Annotated in this window: 18 protein-coding genes; 15 read left to right on the plus strand and 3 right to left on the minus strand. The window is 68.1% G+C overall.

Annotated elements, in window-relative coordinates:
* Positions 1-7 precede the first annotated feature (7 nt).
* The 4 genes from AB0F51_RS16475 (at position 8) to AB0F51_RS16490 (ending at position 4,760) form a co-directional block, all read left to right on the plus strand.
* Positions 8-547, plus strand: a complete 540-nt coding sequence (locus tag AB0F51_RS16475) for an adenine phosphoribosyltransferase (RefSeq protein WP_360280377.1) — start codon at positions 8-10, stop codon at positions 545-547.
* Between the two features lie 311 nt (positions 548-858).
* Complete coding sequence (locus AB0F51_RS16480) at positions 859-3,057, plus strand: bifunctional (p)ppGpp synthetase/guanosine-3',5'-bis(diphosphate) 3'-pyrophosphohydrolase (protein WP_360281550.1); 2,199 nt, start codon at positions 859-861, stop codon at positions 3,055-3,057.
* Between the two features lie 376 nt (positions 3,058-3,433).
* Positions 3,434-4,141: a hypothetical protein gene (locus AB0F51_RS16485; RefSeq protein WP_360281552.1), complete on the plus strand. Its 708-nt coding sequence runs from the start codon at positions 3,434-3,436 to the stop codon at positions 4,139-4,141.
* 10 nt (positions 4,142-4,151) lie between these two features.
* Positions 4,152-4,760, plus strand: coding sequence for an HAD-IA family hydrolase (locus AB0F51_RS16490; RefSeq protein WP_360280379.1), 609 nt, complete (start codon positions 4,152-4,154; stop codon positions 4,758-4,760).
* Between the two features lie 14 nt (positions 4,761-4,774).
* On the opposite strand, the gene AB0F51_RS16495 is transcribed toward AB0F51_RS16490, so the two are convergent.
* The gene (locus AB0F51_RS16495; RefSeq protein ID WP_360280382.1) at positions 4,775-5,626 is read right to left on the minus strand and encodes a hypothetical protein; all 852 of its coding nucleotides are present in this window, start codon (positions 5,624-5,626) and stop codon (positions 4,775-4,777) included.
* Between the two features lie 173 nt (positions 5,627-5,799).
* A complete protein-coding gene (locus AB0F51_RS16500; protein ID WP_360280385.1) occupies positions 5,800-7,026 on the minus strand; it encodes a DUF349 domain-containing protein in 1,227 nt (408 codons plus the stop codon).
* 275 nt (positions 7,027-7,301) lie between these two features.
* Between AB0F51_RS16500 and AB0F51_RS16505 the strand changes: the two genes are divergently transcribed.
* The 4 genes from AB0F51_RS16505 to AB0F51_RS16520 all read left to right on the plus strand — a co-directional run bounded on the left by AB0F51_RS16505 (position 7,302) and on the right by AB0F51_RS16520 (position 12,246).
* A complete protein-coding gene (locus tag AB0F51_RS16505; protein ID WP_360280388.1) occupies positions 7,302-7,982 on the plus strand; it encodes an MBL fold metallo-hydrolase in 681 nt (226 codons plus the stop codon).
* A 4-nt stretch (positions 7,983-7,986) separates the two neighbouring features.
* Positions 7,987-9,342 (plus strand): histidine--tRNA ligase, encoded by a 1,356-nt coding sequence (hisS, locus tag AB0F51_RS16510; RefSeq protein ID WP_360280391.1) that lies wholly within the window; start codon positions 7,987-7,989, stop codon positions 9,340-9,342.
* Positions 9,339-11,111, plus strand: a complete 1,773-nt coding sequence (gene aspS / locus AB0F51_RS16515; RefSeq protein ID WP_360280393.1) for an aspartate--tRNA ligase — start codon at positions 9,339-9,341, stop codon at positions 11,109-11,111. The genes hisS and aspS overlap by 4 nt, the downstream gene beginning before the upstream one ends.
* Before the next feature lie 184 nt (positions 11,112-11,295).
* On the plus strand, positions 11,296-12,246 hold the full coding sequence (locus AB0F51_RS16520) for a glycoside hydrolase family 19 protein (protein WP_360280396.1): 951 nt from the start codon (positions 11,296-11,298) through the stop codon (positions 12,244-12,246).
* Positions 12,247-12,305: 59 nt separating this feature from the next.
* Here AB0F51_RS16520 and AB0F51_RS16525 read toward each other — a convergent pair whose 3' ends face one another.
* Positions 12,306-13,004, minus strand: a complete 699-nt coding sequence (locus AB0F51_RS16525; protein WP_360280399.1) for a class I SAM-dependent methyltransferase — start codon at positions 13,002-13,004, stop codon at positions 12,306-12,308.
* 125 nt (positions 13,005-13,129) lie between these two features.
* Between AB0F51_RS16525 and AB0F51_RS16530 the strand changes: the two genes are divergently transcribed.
* From AB0F51_RS16530 to AB0F51_RS16560, 7 genes are all read left to right on the plus strand, one after another.
* A complete protein-coding gene (locus AB0F51_RS16530; protein WP_360280402.1) occupies positions 13,130-14,536 on the plus strand; it encodes an MFS transporter in 1,407 nt (468 codons plus the stop codon).
* A 19-nt stretch (positions 14,537-14,555) separates the two neighbouring features.
* Positions 14,556-15,131: a TetR/AcrR family transcriptional regulator gene (locus AB0F51_RS16535; protein ID WP_360280405.1), complete on the plus strand. Its 576-nt coding sequence runs from the start codon at positions 14,556-14,558 to the stop codon at positions 15,129-15,131.
* Positions 15,128-15,634: a helix-turn-helix transcriptional regulator gene (locus tag AB0F51_RS16540; protein WP_360280407.1), complete on the plus strand. Its 507-nt coding sequence runs from the start codon at positions 15,128-15,130 to the stop codon at positions 15,632-15,634. Before AB0F51_RS16535 ends, AB0F51_RS16540 begins: the two co-directional genes overlap by 4 nt.
* Positions 15,635-15,685: 51 nt before the next feature.
* The gene (locus tag AB0F51_RS16545) at positions 15,686-16,114 is read left to right on the plus strand and encodes a VOC family protein (protein WP_360280410.1); all 429 of its coding nucleotides are present in this window, start codon (positions 15,686-15,688) and stop codon (positions 16,112-16,114) included.
* A 75-nt stretch (positions 16,115-16,189) separates the two neighbouring features.
* The gene (locus tag AB0F51_RS16550; protein WP_360280413.1) at positions 16,190-17,032 is read left to right on the plus strand and encodes a hypothetical protein; all 843 of its coding nucleotides are present in this window, start codon (positions 16,190-16,192) and stop codon (positions 17,030-17,032) included.
* Entirely contained in the window at positions 17,029-17,382 is a 354-nt protein-coding gene (locus tag AB0F51_RS16555) for a GntR family transcriptional regulator (RefSeq protein WP_360280416.1), read from the plus strand. Before AB0F51_RS16550 ends, AB0F51_RS16555 begins: the two co-directional genes overlap by 4 nt.
* Before the next feature lie 137 nt (positions 17,383-17,519).
* Positions 17,520-19,523: a GxGYxYP domain-containing protein gene (locus tag AB0F51_RS16560; protein WP_360280419.1), complete on the plus strand. Its 2,004-nt coding sequence runs from the start codon at positions 17,520-17,522 to the stop codon at positions 19,521-19,523.
* Positions 19,524-19,527 lie beyond the last annotated feature (4 nt).

The raw sequence follows: 19,527 nt of genomic DNA on the forward strand, positions 1-19,527 counted from the left end.
CTTGCTGATGCGTTCGCTGGACGAGGTACTGAAAGACGGCATCCGCGACATCCCGGACTACCCGCAGGCCGGGGTGGTGTTCAAGGACATCACCCCGCTGCTGGCCGACCACGCCGGCTTCAGTCAGGTAGTGGAGGCGCTGGCCGCCTCCGGCCGGGATGCCGACGGCAACGTCGTGGTCGACAAGGTGGTCGGGATCGAGGCGCGGGGCTTCATCCTGGCCGCCCCGGTCGCGCTGGCGCTCGGCGCGGGATTCGTCCCGGTCCGCAAGAAGGGCAAGCTGCCGTCGGCGACGTACGAGGAGTCCTACGCGCTGGAGTACGGCGAGGCCACCATCGAGGTGCACCAGGACGCGTTCGAGCCGGGTGACCGGGTGCTGGTGATCGACGACGTACTCGCCACCGGCGGCACCGTCGAGGCCTGCCTGCGCCTGGTACGCCGCTGCGGTGCCGAAGTCACCGGTACTACGGTGCTGCTCGAACTGTCGTTCCTGCCGGGCCGGGAGCGGCTCGCGGGGGAGCGCGTCGAAGCTCTCGTCACTGTCTGAAGTCACCCGGCCACACCCTTTCGGCGTGTTGTCCACAGGCCGTGTCCGCCGCGTTGACTGCTTCCCCCTAGACTGGTGGTCTGTCAGCGGAGGGATACGACGTGGGCGAAGACCCGGCGATGACTTCAGCGGTTCCTGACGTGGTACCGCACGAGCCTCCACGCGCGCCTGCGAGCCGCCCGGTGGCCAGTCCTTCGCCGTCTCCAGCCGCCGCCGCACCGCCTTCGGCGCAGCCGCCCAGGATCGCGCCGGCCCGGGTTCGCGCCCGGCTGGCCCGCCTCGGCGGCACCCGGCACCCGAACCGGGCGCCGATGCTGGAGCCGCTCTTCCGGGTGGTCCGGGCGACCCACCCCAAGGCCGACCTGGCGATCATCGAGCGCGCCTACCGGACGGCCGAGAAGCACCACACCGGCCAGCTGCGCAAGAGCGGCGACGCCTACATCACCCACCCGCTCGCGGTGGCGACCATCCTGGCCGAGCTCGGTATGACGGCACCGACGCTGTGTGCGGCGCTGCTGCACGACACCGTCGAGGACACCGACTACACGATCGAAGAGCTGACCAAGGACTTCAGCGAAGAGATCGCCATGCTGGTCGACGGCGTCACCAAGCTGGACAAGGTCAAGTACGGCGAGTCCGCGCAGGCCGAGACGATCCGCAAGATGGTCGTCGCGATGGCCAAGGACATCCGGGTGCTGGTGATCAAGCTCGCCGACCGGCTGCACAACATGCGCACGCTGGGCTTCCTGCGGCAGGAGAAGCAGGAGCGGATCGCCCGCGAGACGCTGGAGATCTACGCCCCGTTGGCGCACCGGCTCGGTATGAACACGATCAAGTGGGAGCTCGAGGACCTGTCCTTCTCGACCCTGCACCCGAAGGTGTACGACGAGATCGTCCGGTTGGTCGCCGAGCGCGCACCGTCCCGCGACGAGTACCTCGCGTCCGTGATCGACCAGGTGCACGAGGACCTGCGCGCCGCCAAGGTGAAGGCGACCGTCACCGGCCGGCCGAAGCACTACTACTCGATCTACCAGAAGATGATCGTCCGCGGCCGGGAGTTCGGCGACATCTACGACCTGGTCGGCATCCGCGTCCTGGTCGAGTCGGTCCGCGACTGTTACGCCGCTCTTGGAGTCCTTCACGCCCGCTGGAATCCGGTGCCCGGCCGGTTCAAGGACTACATCGCGATGCCGAAGTTCAACATGTACCAGTCGCTGCACACCACCGTGATCGGCCCGCAGGGCAAGCCGGTCGAGCTGCAGATCCGGTCCTTCTCGATGCACCGGCGCGCGGAGTACGGCATCGCCGCGCACTGGAAGTACAAGGAGGACCCGAACGCACCGGCTCCCGAGGTGGGCGCGCCGCCGACCACCGAGATCGGCGCCCCGAACGACATGCCCTGGGTCCGGCAGCTGGTCGACTGGCAGCGGGAGACCTCCGACCCGTCGGAGTTCCTCGACTCGCTGCGGTTCGAGATCAACAACTCCGAGGTCTACGTCTTCACCCCGCGCGGTGACGTGATGTCGCTGCCGACCGGTTCGTCACCGGTCGACTTCGCCTACGCGATCCACACCGAGGTCGGGCACCGCTGTATCGGCGCCCGGGTCAACGGCCGGCTCGTGCCGCTGGAGAGCACCCTCGAGAACGGCGATGTGGTCGAGGTCTTCACGTCCAAGGCGCAGGGTGCCGGGCCGTCGCGCGACTGGCTGATGTTCGTCAAGAGCCCGCGCGCCCGGAACAAGATCAAGCACTGGTTCTCCAAGGAGCGCCGCGACGAGGCGATCGAGCACGGCAAGGACGCGATCGCCAAGCAGTTGCGCAAGGAGGGCCTGCCGCTGCAGCGCCTGCTCTCGCACGAAACGCTGACCGCGGTCGCCAACTCGCTGCGCTACCCCGACGTGACCGGCCTGTACGCCGCGGTCGGGGAGAGCCACGTGAGCGCGCAGGCCGTCGTACGGCGGCTGATCGAGACGTATGGCGGCGAAGAGGGTGCGGCGGAGGATCTCGCCGAGGGCCTGCGGTTGCCGGCCACGCGCGAGCGCCGCAAGCGGACCGCTCGTGGCGACGCCGGCGTCATCGTGAAGGGCGCGACGGACGTGCTCTCGAAGCTGGCCCGGTGCTGTACGCCGGTGCCGGGTGACGAGATCATCGGCTGGGTCACCCGCGGCGCGGGCGTATCGGTGCACCGGGCCGACTGCGCCAACGTGGAGAACCTGCAGACCCAACCGGAACGCATCGTCGAGGTCGAGTGGGCCCCGACGGCGCAGTCGGTCTTCCTGGTCGCCATCCAGGTCGAGGCGCTGGACCGGGCGCGCCTGCTCTCCGACATCACGCGGGTCCTGTCGGACTACCACGTGAACATCCTCTCGGCGGCGTTGACCACCACGCGCGACCGGATCGCCAAGTCCCGCTTCACCTTCGAGATGGGCGACCCGACCCACCTGGGTCACGTCCTGAAGGCCGTCCGCTCAGTAGAAGGCGTCTTCGACGTCTACCGAGTCACCCAGTAGCAACCAGGTGCCCCGCCGATTCGAGTTGAGTCGGCGGAGGCTCCTCCTGCTCGGCTCAGGGCTGGTGCTGCCGAGCACCGGCCTCCTAGCCGCTTGCTCCGGCCCTGCTGCCCCAAGCGGCTCAGCTTCCTCCGGCGCCGCTTCCGGCTCAGCAGGCGCTCCGGGCACCGCCAGCGGCCCGGCGAGTCCCGGAGGTACACCGATCAGCCCGGCGAGTCCCGGAGGGACACCAAGTCGCGGCACGAGCTCCACGCCGACCTCGCCGGGCGACACACCAACTTCGTCAGGCCCCACGCCGACTCCGCCGGGCGCCACGCCGACTCGGTCTGGGGCCACTCCGCCGTCTCCTCCCGGGTCCACTCCGGCCTTGCCCACGGTGCGTCGCTGGACTCCCGGCCGAGGCGAAATCGAGCCACGCGCCAAACTGATCGCAGTACAGGCTGTGGAGAAGCTGCTCAGTCGCCCGAACACGGTCGTCGAGGTGATCGACGCGCAGTACGGGGGACTGCTGGCCCAAACGGCGAGTGTGCTGGTGCCGTGCCGTCAGCACACCGTTGCCAACGGCAAGCTAATCACCGGCGGCACCACAGTCGACGTACGGCTCTCCAGATCGGGAAGTAGTTGGCGAGTGACGTCCATGCATCCCGCGAAGCCCGGCCCGGCGGCCACTCGCCTTTCAGCCGCCGCACGGCAAGTGCTGGCCAGCGACCGCATCATCCTCCCGCCCGCCTCAGCCGCCGACATCCGCTCGGGAACCATCGAAGACGCCGTCCTGACCGCGATGCTCACCCTGTCCGAGACCTACCGGCTCGGCATCAGCGTGATCCGCTCCGGTCACCCGCTGAACGTCTTCGGCACCAACCGCCCCAGCGACCACCCCCGCGGCCGCGCCTTCGACACCTGGCAGATCAACGGCCGCGCCGTCGTCGATCCGTCCACCCCTCGCACCCTCATCACCAACTACATGCGAGCCACCGCCGCCACCGGCTCCCACAACGTAGGCGGCCCCTACCAACTCCCCGGCACCACCTACTTCTCCGACCAAACCCACCACGACCACATCCACGCCGGCTACCGCCCCTAAGCTCAACCGCATGGAACGACACCGGCCAACGACCGTGGTCCTGGACGCAATGGGAGTGCTGTACCGCCACGGCAACGTCGTGAAGAACCTCCTCGCGCCGTACCTGAGGAGCAAAGGCTGCCAAGAGTCCCCAGCCACCATCCTCGCGACGTACCACGCCTGCACCCGCGGCGAGATCAAGACCACCGAGCTGTGGGACACCCTCGGAGTACGAGGCACCGCGAGCGACGCGGAGTACTGCACAGCACACGAAACGACCCCCGGCCTCATCCCACTGCTCGAGCAACTCACAGCAGCCGGTCTGACGCTGGCCTGTCTCACCAACGACACCGCGGAGTGGTCCGCCATCCTCCGCCACCGCTTCGGCCTCGACCGGTACATCAACCACTGGTACGTCAGCGCAGAGCTAGGCGTCCGCAAACCCGACCCCCAGGCCTACAAGTCCCTACTCCGCAGCCTGAACGCCGACCCGTCAACAGTCCTCTTCATCGACGACCGCGGCCCCAACCTCCTCCCAGCACAAGCCCTGGGTATCCAAACCGCTCTCTTCACCAGCGACGACACAGACAAACACCCGATCCCACCCAACACCTCCGCCTCCACACCATGCCCGACCTAGCCCGCCTGGCAGCCTCACCACCGCCGAGGTAACCGAGGCCACTGGCACAAGAAGTCGCCGACCGCGAGTTCCAGCGCCGGGTAGGACCCCCAGACGTCTGTGCGCTGGACCGAGATGATGTGCCACCCGACACCCGCCAAGTCGGCACGGCGCTCTCCATCCCGCGCTTTCTGCCGATCACGCGAATGCCACCGATCCGAGTCGTACTCCAACCCAAGCCGCCGCCCATCCACCGGCTTCGGATACCCAAGATCAACCCGATACTCCCGCTGCGCCGCCTTAACCCGCACCTGCAACTCCGGCCGCCCGAACCCAGCATCAATCAACCGCAACCGCAGCCAAGACTCGCCAGGCGACTCAGCGCGGCCGTCGGCGTACTTGAAGATGTGGCGGGCCTGCAGCTCGCCGCGATGGCCCGCGTAGTCGTCCAGCATGGCTTCCAGAGCGGCGCGGTCGGCTCGGCCGGAGCGGAGGAGTGCGTCGACCGCCGACAGCGCGAACGGTCGGGGCAGGTGGAGGGCCAGCTCGACGCCGGTCGCGATCGGACTGGTGACCTTCACCCCAGCGAGCTCCACGACATCGGTCGGCGTGTTCTTCCAGCGGAGAGGGACGGTGTCGGCCGGGCTGAGTGCCGTGGTCGGGATGCCGTGGATCCAGGCGGCCGTCTCACCGCAGGCGACGGCATTTGCCGGAATCACCAGAGTTGCCGCTGATGCCCGGAGTTCGGTCGTGTCGGGCATGTCGGCGGCGACGTACACGCCGGTCAGCAACTGGCGGATCTCGCCGGCGGCGAGCAGCCAGTTCAGCTTCTTCCCGGCCTGGCGCCCGGTGAAGGGCAACCCGCCGAAGAACGGTGGAAAAGACATCGGCACAGGATGTCCGAAACCCTCGGCCCCATGCTTTCCGTTATCCACAGGCAGCAGCACCAACAACTCCAGGTCACCATGCAGAGCCCGGGAGCAGGTACGGCGTCGGCCGTCACCTCTGAATGAGAAGAGCCCGCCTGCTAGGCAGGCGGGCTCTTTCGATGCGGGTGACCTCAGCTGAAGTCGTTGAGGGCGTTTTGGGCCTGGGTCAGCCATTCGCGGCGGGCGGCGATGGCTTCTCGGGCTTCGGTGGCTTTGCGGGTGTTGCCCTGGGCCTCGTGTTTGGCGGCTTGTTTTTCCAAGTCGGAGATCAGCGACTGGAGCTGCTTCACCGTGGCTTCGGCGCGGGCGCGGGCCTCGGGGTTGCTGCGGTTCCAGACCTCGTCCTCGGCCGACTTGACCGCCTGCTCGACGGCGCGCAGCCGGGCGTCGATGGAGCGCATCGAGTCGCGCGGGACCTTGCCGATCGCGTCCCAGCGGTCCAGCAGGACGCGCAGCTGCTCGCGGGCGGCCTTCGGGTCCTCGACCGGGAGGATGCCCTCGATCTCGACCAGCAGCGCTTCCTTGGCGGCCAGGTTCGCGACCTGCTCCTCGTTCTCCTCGGCCTGTACTGCGTCGCGCGCGCCGAAGAACGCGTCCTGGGCGCTGCGGAACCGCGCCCACAACTTGTCGTCGACCTCGCGCGGAGCCGGCCCAGCCGCCTTCCACTGCCGCATCAGGTCGCGGAAGCGGCCCGACGTCGGTCCCCAGTCGGTCGACGTCGACAACGCCTCGGCCTCGGCGGCGAGGCGCTCCTTCACCACGGCGGCCTCGTCCCGCTTGGAGGACAGCTCGGCGAAATGCTGCTTGCGGTGCCGGGTGTACGTCGTCCGGGCGGACGAGAAACGATGCCACAACTCGTCGTCGCTCGACTTGTCCAGCCGGGGGAGGGCTTTCCACTCGTCCAGCAGCTCGCGCAGCCGGGTGACGCCGTGCCGCCAGTCGGTCCCGGCGGCGATCGTCTCGGCCTCGGTGGCGATCTTGGTCTTGGCCTCGCGGGCCTCCTCGACCTTCGCCGCGCGTTCGGCCTTCTTCTTCTCGCGCTGCTGGGCGACCAGCGGGGTGAGTGCCTCCAGGCGGGCGCGCAGCCCGTCCAGGTCGCCGACGGCCTGGGCCTCGTCGATCGCGGTGGACACCTTCTTCACCGCGGCCCGCGCGTCGTCGGGCGAGACGGTGCCCGCCTGGACCCGCTTCTCCAGCAGGTCCACCTCGAACGCCAGGGCGTCGTACCGGCGGGTGTAGAAGGCGAGTGCCTCCTCAGGGTTCGCGTCCGGCCACTGGCCGACCGCTCTCTCCCCGTCCTTGGTCCGAACGAAGACCGTTCCGTCCTCGGCTACCCGGCCCCAGCTTTCCTCGGCCACAACTCGCCCCTTCCGGCGGTATGTACTGCGCTCGTGCCCATTCTGGTCAGTACCCGGGTTCATCCGCGCGAACAGGGTCCGTCTGGGCGCGTCGGGAACTGTCCCCACGCGTATCACTGAACAATCACAAACTCCCGGCCACTACGCAACGGGGTTGCCATCACAATCGGGCAGAGAAAGCGCAACCGGTGATCGGCGGGTGCAATCCGGTTCGTACTCCGTACGGCCTCACCGGTAGCCTTGACTGGTCCCGCACCGCTCCAGGAAGGTCTGTCGTGCTCATCGCCGGGTTCCCCGCGGGTCCGTGGGGTACGAACTGCTACGTCGTCGCCACCGGCCAGGGCGCGGAATGCATCGTCATCGACCCCGGAATGGACGCCACCGGCGGAGTCGAGCAGGTGGTCGCGGAAAACAAGCTCAAGCCCGTCGCCGTACTGCTCACGCATGGGCACATCGACCACATGTTCTCCGTCCTCCCGGTCTGCGGCGCCTACGACAGCACCGCCTGGATCCACCCCGACGACCGGCACCTGCTGGCCGACCCGATGGCCGGGATCAGCCCGGAGAGTGCACGCATGCTGCTCGGGGGTGACCACTCCTTCGCCGAGCCGGACGACGTCCAGGAACTCAAGGACGGTCAGCAGCTCGAGCTCGCGGGCCTGAACTTCACGGTCGACCACACCCCGGGTCACACCCGCGGCTCGGTCACCTTCACCACGCCGTACCTGGGGCCCGAGGACGTCCCGGCGGTGCTTTTCTCCGGTGACGTCCTGTTCGCCGGGTCGATTGGCCGGACGGATCTGCCCGGCGGCGACCATCCCACCATGCTGCATACGTTGGCCACCAAGATCCTGCCGATGCGCGACGAGATCGTCGTCCTGCCGGGTCATGGCGGCCAGACCACGATCGGCCGGGAAAAGGCGACCAACCCTTACTTGCAGGACCTGGAGACATAAAACAATGAGCAAGGTAACCCCGATCAGTGGGTTCCCCGAGTTCCTCCCGTCGGACCGGATCGTCGAGCAGCACTTCCTCGACGTGATCCGGGAGACGTTCGAGCTGCACGGCTTCGCCTCGATCGAGACGCGCGCCGTCGAGCCGGTCGAGCGGCTGTCGAACCAGGGTGAGGACGCGGACAAGGAGATCTACGCCGTACGCCGGCTCGGCGCTCCCGCGGACGAGAAGTCGGACCTCGGGCTGCACTTCGACCTGACGGTGCCGTTCGCCCGGTACGTGCTGGAGAACTCGGGCAAGCTGGCGTTCCCGTTCCGGCGCTACCAGATCCAGAAGGTCTGGCGGGGCGAGCGCCCGCAGGAGGGCCGGTACCGCGAGTTCACCCAGGCCGACATCGACATCGTCGGCGACGGCACGCTGCCGTTCCACTACGAGGTGGAGTTGCCGCTCGTCATCGCCGACGCGTTCAGCAAGCTGCCGATCCCGCCGTTCCGGATCCAGGTCAACAACCGGCAGATCCCCGAGGGCTTCTACCGCGGCCTGGGCATCGAGGACGTCGCCGCCGTACTGCGGATCGTCGACAAGCTGGACAAGATCGGCCCGGACAAGGTGACCCAGCTGCTCACCGCTGAGGACGGCCCGGCGCTGTCGGCGGAGACCGCGAAGCAGGTGCTCCGGCTGGCCGAGATCTCCGCCACCGACGCGTCGTTCGTCGAGCAGGTGCGGGCGCTCGGAGTCCAGCACGAGATCCTCGACGAGGGCCTCGAGCGGCTGGCCGCGATCATGACGGCCGCCAACGAGCACGCCCCTGGTCTGCTGGTCGCAGACCTGAAGATCGCCCGCGGTCTGGACTACTACACCGGCACCGTCTACGAGACCCAGCTGATCGGTCACGAGTCGTACGGCTCGATCTGCTCGGGCGGCCGCTACGACTCGCTGGCCAGCGACGGCAAGACGACGTACCCGGGTGTCGGCATCTCGATCGGGGTGTCCCGGCTCATCACCCGGCTGTTCAGCCAAGGGCTGGTGAAGGGCTCCCGCAGTACGCCGACCGCCGTACTGGTTGCCTTGAACAACGAAGATGAGCGGGCCGACGCGATGCGGACCGCGGCCGCGCTGCGCGGCCGGGGGATCCCGGTCGAGGTGGCGCCCGCGGCGGCGAAGTTCGGCAAGCAGATCAAGTACGCCGACCGCCGCGGCATCCCGTTCGTGTGGTTCAGCACCGAGAATGGCGCCGAAGTGAAGGACATCCGGAGTGGTGACCAGGTGCCGGCTGACCCGGCCACCTGGACGCCGCCCGCGCAGGACGTACGACCCAGCATCGAAACACCGCAGCTCGAAACCCCTCAGGAGAACTCGTGATCCGTACCCATTCCGCCGGCTCGTTGCGAGCCGAGAACACCGGAGAGACCGTCGTCCTGGCGGGCTGGGTGGCGCGGCGGCGCGATCACGGTGGCGTGGCGTTCATCGACCTGCGCGACTCCAGCGGCACCGTCCAGGTCGTCATCAGGGACGAGCAGGCCGCGCACGGCCTGCGGTCGGAGTACTGCCTGAAGATCGTCGGTACCGTCGCGGCGCGCCCCGAGGGCAACGCGAACCCGGACCTGCCCACCGGTGAGATCGAGATCATCACCGACGAGATCGAGGTGCTGAGCGAGGCCGCGCCGCTGCCGTTCCCGGTCGAGGAGCACCACGCGACGCCGGTGAACGAAGAGGTCCGGCTGAAGTACCGGTACCTCGACCTGCGCCGGCAGGGCCCGGGCGCGGCGCTCCGGCTGCGCAGCAAGGTCAACAAGGCCGCTCGCGACGTGCTGGCCAAGCACGACTTCGTGGAGATCGAGACGCCGACGCTGACCAAGTCGACGCCGGAAGGTGCGCGGGACTTCCTGGTCCCGGCCCGGCTGCAGCCGGGCTCGTGGTACGCGCTGCCGCAGTCGCCGCAGCTGTTCAAGCAGTTGCTGATGGTGGCCGGGATGGAGCGGTACTACCAGATCGCACGCTGCTACCGCGACGAGGACTTCCGCGCCGACCGTCAGCCGGAGTTCACCCAGCTCGACGTCGAGATGAGCTTCGTCGACCAGGACGACATCATCGCGCTGTCCGAGGAGATCCTGGTCGAGCTGTGGAAACTGGCCGGGCACGAGGTGCAGACCCCGATCCAGCGGATGACGTACGCCGAGGCGATGGCCCGGTTCGGCAGCGACAAGCCCGACCTGCGGATGGGGCTCGAGCTCGTCGAGTGCACGGAGTACTTCAAGAACACCCCGTTCCGGGTCTTCCAGGCGCAGTACGTCGGTGCCGTGGTGATGCCGGGTGGCGCCGACCAGCCGCGCAAGCAGCTGGACGCGTGGCAGGAGTGGGCCAAGCAGCGCGGTGCTCGCGGGCTGGCGTACGTGCTGGTCGGGCAGGACGGCGAGCTGGGCGGACCGGTCGCCAAGAACCTGTCCGAGGAGGAGCGCGCCGGGCTGGCCGACCACGTCGGTGCGAAGCCGGGCGACTGCATCTTCTTCGCCGCCGGCGCGGTCAAGTCGTCGCGGGCGCTGCTGGGTGCGGCGCGGCTGGAGATCGGCCGTCGCGGTGGGCTGATCGACGAGTCGGCCTGGTCGTTCGTGTGGGTCGTCGACGCGCCGCTGTTCGAGCCGGCCGACGACGCGACCGCTGCTGGTGATGTCGCTGTTGGTTCGGGGGCATGGACGGCGGTGCACCACGCGTTCACCTCGCCGAAGCCGGACTCGCTGGAGACGTTCGACACGGATCCGGGGTCGGCGCTGGCGTACGCGTACGACATCGTCTGCAACGGCAACGAGATCGGTGGTGGGTCGATCCGTATCCACCGCGAGGACGTGCAGAAGCGCGTGTTCAAGGTGATGGGGCTGAGCGACGAGGAGGCGACCGAGAAGTTCGGCTTCCTGCTCGACGCGTTCAAGTTCGGCGCCCCGCCGCACGGCGGCATCGCGTTCGGCTGGGACCGGATCACCGCCCTGCTGGCCGGCGCGGACTCGATCCGCGACGTCATCGCCTTCCCGAAGTCCGGCGGCGGCTTCGACCCCCTGACCGCCGCCCCGGCCCCGATCACCCCCGCCCAACGCAAGGAAGCCGGCGTAGACGCCAAACCAGAACCGAAGGAGTAAGACGGCTGGGATGCCAGCCTCGGGAGCATCGCCTCTCCAACTCCAACGACCCGCGGCCCCCAGAGCCGCGGGTCGTTGTGTACTTGAGCAACGGTCGGGGTTTGGTGGGAAAGTGACGGCGTGGTGACTGTTTGTCGGTAGAAAGTCGCCGCTTCAGCATTCTCCTACCGCCCCAGGAGTTGTCATGATCAAGCGCGTTCTTTCCTCCGTGCTGGCTCTGGCCGTCGTGGCCGCGGGCAGTGTGCTCGGCACCACCCCGGCGCACGCCGCCACTTTCCGGACCACCGCCACCAACCTCAACATCCGCTCCGACGCCTACCTGTCCGCCTCGGTGATCAAGGTGCTCCCCGGCCCCACCTCGGTCGAGATCGACTGCCAGCGCTCCGGCGACTCGGTCACCGTGCCCGGCCGGGCCGCGACCACCTGGTGGGCTCACCTCCCGGCCCACGGCGGCTACGCGACCGTCGGCTACATCGAAACCACGGCCACCAAGCTCCCCGGCGTACCGGACTGCCCGCCCAACCCCAACCCGCCGGCCGACATCACCCTGGCCGACGTCCAGGCGATGTTCGGCAGCCGAATCGCCAACCCGTCGCTGGTGCAGACCGGGCTCCCGTCGCTCAACCAGGCGATGCGCGACGCGAACATCAACACGGCGTACCGCAAGGCTGCCTTCCTCGCGACGCTCGTGCACGAGTCGCGCCTGGAGTACAACATCCGCGAAATCGGCGACACGCGTCTGTACGGCGGCCGCGGCTACATCCAGCTCACGGGCGACTTCAACTACGGACCAGCAGGCCGGTACTTCGGTATCGACCTGCTCGGCAACCCAGAGTTGGCCCGGTCGTTGCAGTGGAGCGCCCCAATCGCCCGCTGGTACTGGACTGTCGCCCGCAACATCAACCCCTACGCGGATGCCCTGAACATGGGCAAGGTCAACGCAGCCATCGGCTACCCAGCCGGCACCGAAGACCAACGCCGCTGCGACTCCTTCAAGAACGCGATCCGCTACCTCACCGGCTCGGTGCCGTCCGGCATCATCTGCACCCGTCCGACCGCGCTCCGCGGCGACACGAGCAAGCTCACCAAGCAGCAGTTCGAGGCGCTCGACCGGATGCCTGGCGGAGTCGGCTGACCCCCTCCTCAACCGAGGGACGACCGGTCGGACAGCCTCCACGGTGTCCGGCCGGTCGGTCATCGGCGCTCTAGCGGTTTTGCGCGGATCCAGGTGTGGTCGGGGGTGAGGTAGCCGTCGAGGTGTAGGCCTGAGGTTTCGAGGGCGGTGGTGAGTTGTTGCTCGCTGAGGTTCTGGACGACGACCCGTTGCGACCAGGTCTCGCCGGCGACGGTGTAGGTCAGGGTGGCGGACTGCTTGCCTTCGGGGAGTTGCTCGACGTCCGAGATCTCGATCCGGCGATGCTCGTTCTCCCGTACTGCGTTCTGCGCGAACGCTTGCCGGTCCTGTTGCTGCAGGATCACCATGCCCTCCGGCTTCACGTGTTCGGCACAGGTGTCGAGCAGCCGGCGGCGGACCTCGTCGTCGGGGACGTTGACGAGGAAGGACATCATCAGCACCACGTCGAACCGCCGGCCCAGCCGGAGTTCCTCGATCGTGGACACCACCGTCTCGGCCTCGGTGATCCGGGCGGTCATCGCCGGTGACTCGTCCACCGCGACCACTTGGTGGCCTAGGGCAACCAGTGGCCGGGTGATCCGGCCGGTGCCGCAGCCGAGTTCGAGAATGCTGCTGCCGGGCGCGATCGCGGCGGCGATCACCTCGTCCTCGCCCCGGGTCTGCTCCTGGGTCCGGACGTAGAGCTCGACCGGGCTGCCGTCCGGCGTGATCTCTCCGGGTCCGCTGCCACTTTGGCCAACGCGTTGATCTGTGGTCATACCCGCGACCCTCGGCGGCTCCTTCCTGGGTGTCCAGAGATTCGGCTCTTGCCGAAAGTTGATTCTCGTGCCACGCTCTCTCCAGGTAAACTATACAAGAGTGTTCAGGTTAAGGAAGTGGAGAGATGAGACAGAGCAAGTGGCTGGTGCTCGGCCTGCTCGCGTTCGTGCAGTTCATGTTGGTGGTCGACATCACCGTCGTGCAGATCGCGCTGCCGAGCATCGGGACCGACCTCCGCCTCGGCCGGGAGTCGCTCACCTGGGTGGTGACGACGTACACGCTGGTGTTCGGCGGGCTGATGATCCTCGGCGGGAGGCTGGCCGACCTGTTCGGCGCACGTCGGACGTTGCTGATCGGTCTGGTGATCTTCACGTCGGCGTCGGCCGCGGCCGGCCTGGCGGGATCCGGCGCGCTGCTGATCGGCGGCCGGGCCGCCCAAGGGTTGGGTGCCGCGCTGCTCTCGCCGGCGGCCCTTTCCATCATCACCACGACCTTCCACGACAAAGATCGCACTCGCGCGCTAGGAGTCTGGGCAGCCATCGGTGGTGCCGGAGCAGCGGCCGGTGTGCTCCTGGGTGGGCTGCTGACGGCTGGTCCCGGCTGGCAGTGGGTGTTCTTCGTCAACGTGCCGATCGGCCTGGCGGGGCTGGTGTTGCTGCCTCGTCTGGTTCCGGCTCAGTACGGTGCGGGGCAGCGGTCGATCGACGTACCGGGTGCGCTGCTGGTGACCGCCGCGACCGGTCTGCTGATCTACGGGCTGGTCAACGCGGGTGACGCGGGCTGGGGGAGTGCCAGCACTGTGGGCACCCTGCTGGCGGCAGCAGCGGCGTACGGGCTGTTCCTGCTAGTTGAGGCCAGGACGGCGGTGCCGTTGATGGATCTGCGGACTATGAGCCGTCGGCCGGTCGTGTCGGGGATGTTCTTGATGCTGGTGGCGACAGGGCTACTGCTCGGCCTGTTCTTCCTGACCTCGCCGCTGCTGCAGGAGGTCCGTGGCTACAGCGCGCTCGAAACGGGTCTGGTGTTCCTGCCGGTGGCCCTGGCGATCACGGCGGGCGCGCAGGTCGGCGGACACCTCATGGGCCGCGTCGGCGGGCGTGCTGTCGCTGCAGGGAGCTTCGTGGTGACAGCGATCGGCGCGGCTTTGCTGACTCAGCTGGGGGAGAACGTCTGGACCGGAGTACTGCCCGGGTTCCTGCTCGCGGCGTTCGGGATCGGCCCGGTCTTCGTGACGGCTACTAGCACCACGCTGGCCAACGTGCCGAGCGCGGAGGCCGGGGTGGCGTCAGGCGTCGTCACGACCTTCCACGAGCTCGGTGGCAGCGTCGGAGTCGCGGTGATGTCGACTGTGGCGGCTGCCAGCTTGGCTGGTCCGGTAGTGAGCGGTACGGAGGGCTTCGCCGCCGGGTACGCCGCCTGCGCCATCGCCGCGGCTGTCTCCGGAGCCATTGCGCTGCTACTCGTCCCAGGTGGCAAGCCCGTCGCAGTAGCCGGGCACGGCCACGGCCATGGACACGGACATGGCCACTGAAGGCTCGTAGGGTGTAGCTGTGCCGACCTCCACTCCGAAGCGAAGGGCCGACGCCGAGCGGAACATCGAGACGATCCTGCGCAGTACCCACGAGCTGATCGCGCAGGGCGCGCTGCCGTCGATGAGCGAGGTCGCCAGCGCCTCCGGGATCGGCCGGGTCACCCTGTACTCGCACTTCCCCTCGCGTGAGGTGTTGCTGGAGGAGGTACTGCGGCGGGGCATCGCGCACACGGACGAAGTACTGACGGCCCTCAAGCTCGACGAGCAGCCGCCGCCGGAAGCGCTGGCGCGGCTGGTCCGGGAGTCGTGGCCGATCCTGGACCGGCATCGGCGGGTGCGGACCATCGCACTCGCCGAGATCGGCCCGGAGGCGCTGCGACGCCAGCACGACGCCGCCTTCCAGCACGTCGGCCGGCTGATCGAGCGGGGACGCGCGACGGGTGACTTCCGCACCGACCAGCCGGTGGACTGGTTGGTGGCCACGTTCTACGCGATCCTGCACGCGGCCGCCGATGAGGTCGACGCCGGCCGGCTCGTCTCGGAGGATGCTCCCGCCCTCCTCACCACAACCCTCCTCTCAACCCTCCGGCCATGACCAGGGCGGCCACGACCAACGCGGACCCGGCGAAGGCGGCCGTCACCAAGGCAGGCCCGGCGAAGGCGGCCGTGACCAAGGCGGCCGTGCCGGTCGACCTGCTGCCGGCGTTGCGGCAGGCCCGGGATCTTGCCGATCGCGACTATGCGGAGCCGCTCGACCTGACCACACTGGCCGCGGCAGCGGGGCTTTCGAAGTACCACTTCCTGCGCTGTTTCGCCGCGGAGTACGGCGAGACCCCGATGCAGTACGTCGCCCGCCGGCGGATCGAGCGCGCCACCGACCTCTTGCGCGCCACCAACCTGACTGTCACCGAGGTCTGCCAGCTGGTCGGTTACAGCAGCCTCGGGTCGTTCTCCCAACGGTTCACCGAGCTTGTCGGGATGAGCCCGTCGGAGTACCAGCAGACCCAGACGGGCGCCCGCATCCCCGGCTGCTTCGTCTTCATGCTCGGCCTGAACTCAGCAATCCCGGAGAAGCCGCCGGGGCCGTCCTCGCCGTAGCGTCGAAGCAGCCGATCGCGGTCGATTCGGCCGATTCGACGAGGAGGAACCGTGATCAAGAACGTCAGCCTGGTCACCGTCTATGTGAACGACATCGACGAGGCGAAGGCCTTCTACACCGACAAGCTGGGTTTCGTGCTGGGGCAGGACATCACCCTGAGCCCGGAGTTCCGCTGGTGCACGGTGCACCAGGCCGACCATCCGGAACTCGAGCTCGCGCTGATGCTGCCCGGCCCGCCGCTGGACGAGGAGTCGGCCGAGTCGATCCGGCGGATCATGGCGAAGGGGTCGATGCACGGCTTCGGCATCAACACCGACGACTGTCACCAGACCTTCGCCGAGTTGGTTGCCAAGGGCGTCGAGTACATCCAGAAGCCGTCCGACCGCCCGTACGGCGTCGAGGCGGTACTGCGCGACAACTCCGGCAACTGGCTGGTCCTGGTGGAACAGAAGCCCTACACCCCCGCCGACTTCGCCTGAGCCACCGCGCTGCTTGACACGACTTTTTGTATCAATACAATTGGCACAAAGAGTCGACGAGGGGAGCTGGTCCGGATGTGGCTTTTCACGGGGGTGGCGATCGGGTTCACGATCTGTTCGGTGCTGGTCTGGCGGCGGCGGGCGGAGGTTGGGCTGAAAGAGGCCTATGAGCTGGTCCAAGCCGGGCTGCCGAACGAGACCGAGCTGGTCCAGGCGGCGGCGCGGCGGTTCGAGCAGCGGCAGGCAGGGGCCATCGTCGGCGGGTGGCTGGGTGGCATCAGCGCTCTCGTCGTGTTCGCGTCGCAGGGTTCGCCGATCATCGGACTGCTCTGGAGCGGTTTGATCGGGACGTTCGGAGTGGCGGTCGCGAACTGCGTGTTCCACTTCCGCGCGGTCCGTGCCGCCCGCCGGGACGGCCCGCGGCTGGCCAGGCTGGGACAACGCCGACTCCGGGACTATCTGATCTGGCCCGAGATCGTCGCGCAGTACGGCGAACTGGTGCTTCCGCTCGTCACCGCGGCGGTCGGCGTACGGGTGCTGACGGGACAGGATGAACCGAGGACCGGCTGGGCCCTGCTCGGCGCCGGGGTGGCGGGTGTGCTGATCTGTGGGATCGCCCATGTCCTGCAGCGCAAGGTGCTTGCCCTCAGTCAGCCGGCGAGCGGAGAATCCGAGCTGCGCTGGGCAGAGGCGCTGCGGGCGGCTACGCTGCGGGACCTGAGCGACATGATGATGTGGGCCTGCTGGTTCCTCGGCGGTGCCACCATCATCGCGGTTGACCTACCGTCCGGTCTGCCGTCGTTCGTCGAGCCGCTCAGCTACGTCTTGTTCTGTGGGGGGATCGCAGTGCTGGTAGGAGCGCGGTTGTCAGGGTCGGGCAAGTGGGGGCTGCGGCGGTCGCAGCGGGCGATCGGATGATCATCTCGGTGGACCCGGCCGCATCCCGGCCGCCGTACGAGCAGGTGAAGCAGCAGATCGAGCAGCTGATCCGCCGAGGCGAACTGGCGCAGGGCACCCGGCTGCCGACCGTACGCCAACTGGCCGGCGACCTCGGGCTGGCAGTCAACACGGTGGCCCGCGCCTACAAGGAACTGGAAGCCGACCGCCTGGTAGAAACCCGCGGCCGGAACGGCACCTTCGTTCTCGCCTCCCGCAGCCAGGTAGACGACGAAGAAACCCGAGCCGCCGCCACCATGCTGGCCCGAGCTGCCCGTCGAGCCGGCCTGAGCCTCGCCGAAGCGAACCGAGTCCTCTCCGACGTCTGGTAGCCCGCGACCAGGTCTCGGGCGGAAACGATTCCAAGCAATTTCGGGACAACGTTGTCTGAGGTATCGACACCGAGCGTGGTGGTGGTTAATCTCCCCGTGATTTGACAGCGATGTCAGTGGACAGGGGAGTGGTCACGATGGTGTCGAGACGGACGTTCCTGGCGGGTAGTGGCGTGCTGGCCGCAGGTGGTTTCGGGGTTTTGCCCGGGCTGCCCGCGGTCGCGGCGGGCAGTGCCACCGAAGGGCGCAGGTTGTTGCCGGCCTTTGGGAGGCCGAAGCATCTGCACTACGGCGATGTGAGCAAACTCAGCGGCGGCGACCAGACCCTGCTGACCACGTTGCAGGGCATCGTCAATCGCAGTACTCCGGAGCTCTACTTCCTGTACGCCGACGGCGGCCCGCAAGGCGTCGATGCCCGCTGGCTTGCCGGGATGGGCGTTCCGACGACCCGGTACGCCGATCCGCTGGACCTGGTCGCGAAGTACCGGCATCGGATTCGTGGAGCGATCGTCCACGACCCAGAGGTGCCGGACTCGCTCAATGTCGCCACAACCCTGGCCGGGCTGGAGAACGCGGTCGTTGCGGATGCCGCGCAGGCGAAGGCGCACGGGTTGCGCATCATCCAGGACCTGCGGGGCAAGTTCGACGATGACCGGGTGAAGACCTACCGATGGCAGCTGGAGCACCTCTTCCCGCGCTGCTCCCGGCAACTGCTCGCCGGCCTCCCGCCGACGATGGTCGTCCAGGCGGAAGGCCTTACCTGGAAAGAGATCGCGCGCGAGACACGTCAGATCCGCGACTCTTCGAACCGCGCCACCTACCCGCTCGACGTCTCCGCGGGGCTCGGGAAGGAGGCGGTCTACGTCCGCTTCCAGGACTCCTTCGGCGACGACGGCTGGGGCCCGTCAGTGGTGTCCGTATCGGTCAAGGCCAACGGCACCGAGATCGCGAACTTCCGTCCCGGGACGGCGGCCGAGGAGCCGTACCTGTTCGACGGCCTCAACTCCTCGATCGGCGGTGAGGGCAACCGCTTCAGTGATGGCGGCGGCTACTTCATCTACAAGTTCACCCCACCGGCCGGGACGACCTCGCTCATCGTCACCGTCGAGATGTGGAACCAGTACCTGGTCACCGTCACTGACACCGCCCCCACCCGGGTGGAGCCGTTCCCGTACTTCCGCGACTACGTCGTCGCTACCAAAGCGCTGGTCAGCTGGCTGCCGCCCAACGGACCGACGGGTGAGCTGCTCCGGGAGCACTTCGCCAAGGTGGGACCGACCACGCCGTACGCCGGATGGTTCTCGAACGACGTCGCGGGGGAGTGGAGTGGGGTCGATCTCGCCGCGCAGGGCGGTTCCGAAGTACTGCCCGCGGACTTCTACATGAACGGCACCGTGCACTCAGGTGCGGCCGGGCCGATCTCGGATCGGGTGCGGAGGTTCACCAAGGTGCAGCCGAAGAACAAGGTCTATCTGACCCTGACCTTCGGTGAGGGCGACAACGTGCAGTACTGCCAGCGGCACATGCGCGACCTGTGGGACGACCCGCGCCGTGGCGAGGCGCCGGTCAACTGGACCGTCAGTCCGCTGCTGGCGGACATCGGACCCGCTCTGCTCAGCCATTACCAGCGCACGGCGACCAAGAACGACCTGCTGATCTGCGGACCGTCCGGCGCGGGCTACACGTACCCCGGCGCCTGGCCGGCCGACCAGCTTGACGCGTACTTCGAGTTGTCGGGCCGCTACATGCGCAGTACCGGCATGGATCTGGTCTACGCCTACAACCATCGCGTGAACGACAAATGGGTCCCGTTCTCCGAGGCGATCGGGCGCGGGTATGCGAAACACACGCCGGTGAAGGGCATCATCCAGTCCTGGGAAGCCGGCGATCTGCTCGTACGCCGCGGCGGCATCCCCGTCATCGGCAACTTCTCGCCACCCGGCAAGGCCGCGGAGTACAAGGCTGCTCTCGACGCCCACATCGCCGGCTGGGACGGTAAGGCGCCGCTGTTCATCGCCGGCGCCATCAACGCCTGGTCGTGGACGCCGACAGACGTTGCCCAGCTTGCGGAGCTCCTGAGCGATCCCTACGAACTCCTGCTGGGCAACGCCTTCTTCGACCTACTGCACCGAACGCTCTAGCGGC

It is taken from the genome of Kribbella sp. NPDC023855, from assembly GCF_040639475.1.
GTDB lineage: Bacteria > Actinomycetota > Actinomycetes > Propionibacteriales > Kribbellaceae > Kribbella.

Coding starts and splice junctions, on each gene's coding strand:
- AB0F51_RS16475 (WP_360280377.1), top strand. CDS start 8: ATGCGTTCGCTGGACGAGGTACTGAAAGACGGCATCCGCGACATCCCG.
- AB0F51_RS16480 (WP_360281550.1), top strand. CDS start 859: ATGCTGGAGCCGCTCTTCCGGGTGGTCCGGGCGACCCACCCCAAGGCC.
- AB0F51_RS16490 (WP_360280379.1), top strand. CDS start 4,152: ATGGAACGACACCGGCCAACGACCGTGGTCCTGGACGCAATGGGAGTG.
- AB0F51_RS16495 (WP_360280382.1), bottom strand. CDS start 5,626: ATGTCTTTTCCACCGTTCTTCGGCGGGTTGCCCTTCACCGGGCGCCAG.
- hisS (WP_360280391.1), top strand. CDS start 7,987: ATGAGCAAGGTAACCCCGATCAGTGGGTTCCCCGAGTTCCTCCCGTCG.
- AB0F51_RS16520 (WP_360280396.1), top strand. CDS start 11,296: ATGATCAAGCGCGTTCTTTCCTCCGTGCTGGCTCTGGCCGTCGTGGCC.
- AB0F51_RS16525 (WP_360280399.1), bottom strand. CDS start 13,004: ATGACCACAGATCAACGCGTTGGCCAAAGTGGCAGCGGACCCGGAGAG.
- AB0F51_RS16530 (WP_360280402.1), top strand. CDS start 13,130: ATGAGACAGAGCAAGTGGCTGGTGCTCGGCCTGCTCGCGTTCGTGCAG.
- AB0F51_RS16540 (WP_360280407.1), top strand. CDS start 15,128: ATGACCAGGGCGGCCACGACCAACGCGGACCCGGCGAAGGCGGCCGTC.
- AB0F51_RS16550 (WP_360280413.1), top strand. CDS start 16,190: ATGTGGCTTTTCACGGGGGTGGCGATCGGGTTCACGATCTGTTCGGTG.
- AB0F51_RS16555 (WP_360280416.1), top strand. CDS start 17,029: ATGATCATCTCGGTGGACCCGGCCGCATCCCGGCCGCCGTACGAGCAG.
- AB0F51_RS16560 (WP_360280419.1), top strand. CDS start 17,520: ATGGTGTCGAGACGGACGTTCCTGGCGGGTAGTGGCGTGCTGGCCGCA.